Annotated in this window: 2 protein-coding genes; both read left to right on the plus strand. The window is 70.3% G+C overall.

The window, feature by feature from the left end; genetic code table 11:
- The coding region (locus tag AB0I79_RS62770) for a hypothetical protein (protein ID WP_357896110.1) at positions 1 to 1,214 on the plus strand (1,214 nt) is incomplete at its 5' end.
- Between the two features lie 247 nt (positions 1,215 to 1,461).
- Positions 1,462 to 2,652, plus strand: coding sequence for a hypothetical protein (locus tag AB0I79_RS62775; protein ID WP_357896113.1), 1,191 nt, complete (start codon positions 1,462 to 1,464; stop codon positions 2,650 to 2,652).
- Positions 2,653 to 2,775 lie beyond the last annotated feature (123 nt).

Here is a 2,775-nt window from a genome sequence, read left to right on the forward strand (position 1 = left end):
CGCCCGCGACCGCACCGGCCCAGGCCGCCGCGCCCGCCCAGGTCTCCGCGGAAGCCGGGACCGCCGGGGAAGCCGGGACCGTCGCGGAAGACCAGGCGCCCGCGGAAGCTTCGTCGGCGAGCGTGCCCCGGCGCAAGGTGCTGCTCCCGATCGGCGTGGCGGTCGCGGTCGTCGTGGTCGCCGCCGTGGTGGTCGTGAACCTCGGCCAGGACGAGGCGGCGACCACGTCCACGCCGCCGCTGACCACCGTCCGGGGTGTGATCGGCTCCGAGAAGAAGGCGTTCTTCGAGGACCCGCAGGTGGTGCGGGCCTTCGCGGGCATGGGCCTGAAGGTCGAGATCGAGACGGCCGGCTCCCGCCAGATCGCCACCTCGACGGACCTGGGCCGCTACGACTTCGCGTTCCCGTCGAGCGCCCCGGCGGGCGAGCACATCCAGCGCGAGCGCAAGGCGGGCACGACGTACACGCCGTTCTCCTCGCCCATGGCGATCGCGACGTTCCAGCCGATCGCCGACCTGCTCACCGAGGCGGGCGTGGTCAAGCAGGGCGAGGTCCCGGCCTTCAACGTCGGCCGCCACCTCGACCTGGTCACCACGGGCGCGAAGTGGGACCAGCTCAAGAGCAACTCCGCCTACCCCGTCGACAAGAACATCCTGATATCCACGACGGACCCCCGCACCTCGAACTCCGCCGCCATGTACCTGGCGATCACCAGCTACGTCGCGAACGGCGGCAAGGTCGTGCACGGCGCCGCCGCGGAGAAGGCCGTGCTGCCCCTGGTGACGCCGCTCTTCACCGGCCAGGGTTACACCGACAGCACCTCCGAGGGCCCGTTCGGCGAGTACCTCACGGTGGGCATGGGCCCGGCGCCGCTGGTCATGATCTACGAGGCGCAGTACGTCGAGGCCGCCGCCCGCGGGCAGATCAAGCCGGGAATGGTGCTGATGTACCCGTCGCCGACCGTGCTGTCCAAGCACACGCTGGTGCCGTTCACCCCCTCGGGCGACCGCGTCGGGCGCCTGCTCAGCACCGACCCGCACCTGCAGCGGCTCGCCGCCGAGCACGGCTTCCGCTCGGGCGACGCTGCCCGCTTCGCCGAGGTGGCCGCCGAGCACGGTGTACGCGTCGCGGCCGACCTCATCGACGTGGTCGACATTCCCTCCTACGACACCCTGGAGCACCTGCTCGACGGCGTCGCCAAGGCATACGGCTGACCTCCCCGGCCGTCCCCCCGCCCGGCGGTCCGGCCGGGGGCGGCGGCCCGTCCGGCTTGTGCAGCGACGTCCACGCACGTCGTGCCGGGGCTGGACGATCTCCGTTGCCGTTCTCTGGCCAGGTGGCGGCGGGCCGGGGGCGACCACTGGACGATCTCGGACAAAACCCTCTAGCTGGTCAATGTGCGGAACCATAGCAAGGCCTTCAGGAAGGTCCGACGGACCAAGTCCCTCACGGAGGCACTCAATGCATATTCGCTCAAGGCGACGCATCACGTACGCCGCCCTGGCCGGCGTGCTGGCGCTCGGCGGAACAGGGCTCACCATAGGGGTCGCCACGGCCCAGCTCGAGACCGACGACCCGGACGTGGCCATGGTGAAGGAGGCGGCGGCGCAGAAGAACTCCCTCGCCACCACCTCCAAGGACGCCGAGGCGGCGCAGGACGCCGACGCGGAGGAGATCAGCGTCGCCGACGAGGCCGACGATCCCGCGGAGTCCGACGACACGTCCACGAAGACGGGCGAGGACGACACCACCACCGAGCCGGACGACGACACCGGCACCGACACTGAGACCGGCACCGACACAGGCACCGAGTCCGACGTCGAGCAGGCCGACGGTACCGAGGTGACGGACGAGACCGACACCGGCGACACCACGGAGCCGGACGGCACCGAGGAGACCGGCGACACCGAGGAGACCGGCACCGAGGAGGCCGACACCGGCGTCGCCGGGGTCGGCACCGACGAGATCGAGGAGGGTGCCGAGGAGACGGCGACCGGCGACGAGCAGGCCACCACGGAGCTCACCGAGGAGCAGGCCCGCTGCCCGTTCACCACGATCTACAAGGGCAGCGTCAAGCAGATGCTGATCAAGCGCGAGGGCGTGCGGACGAAGGCGTACGACGCCGGCGAGAAGACCAAGAAGGGCAGGAGCCGCAACATCACCACCATCGGGATCGGGTTCAACCTGAACCGCGGTGACGCGCGGACCATCGTCAACCGCATCCTGAACGAGACCACCCCGCCGTCCGAGCAGGACGACATCAAGTCCGGCAAGGCGTTCGACGACCTCAAGGCCGGGGTGACCGAGCTGACGGAGGAGCAGGTGAACGCGCTGTTCGAGGTCTCGTACGAGGAGGCCAAGGAACTGGTCACGCGGCGCGGCATCGAGAGCTTCGACAAGCTGCCCCGGCCCGTGCAGGCGGCGTTGATCGACGTGGCGTTCATGCGGCCGGGCAACATCAACGACATCGCCGACGAGGTCAACCTGGGCACCCAGGCGGCGCAGGCCAAGAAGCAGTCGCTGACCAGCGCCAACTACGAGCCGGCCGCCAAGCGGCTGGAGGCCTTCGGCAGGATCGCCGCCAAGCGGGGGCAGGCGGGCAACAAGATCCGGTTCGAGCAGGATGCCGCGATGCTGCGTAACAAGTGCTGAGTCCCCACCACTGAAGTCCCACCAGGGTCCCGGGCGGGCGGGGGGGCGAGGAACCAGCCCCCCCCGCACCGCCAGCACAGCAAGACAAGAACCCACGAAGCACCCCACGACACACCGGCGATC

Origin of the sequence: Nonomuraea sp. NPDC050202, assembly GCF_040656115.1 — a bacterium.
Lineage (GTDB): Bacteria > Actinomycetota > Actinomycetes > Streptosporangiales > Streptosporangiaceae > Nonomuraea.

Bases quoted from the DNA above. Each gene is read 5' to 3' on its own strand.
- AB0I79_RS62775 (WP_357896113.1), top strand. From the start codon at position 1,462: ATGCATATTCGCTCAAGGCGACGCATCACGTACGCCGCCCTGGCCGGC.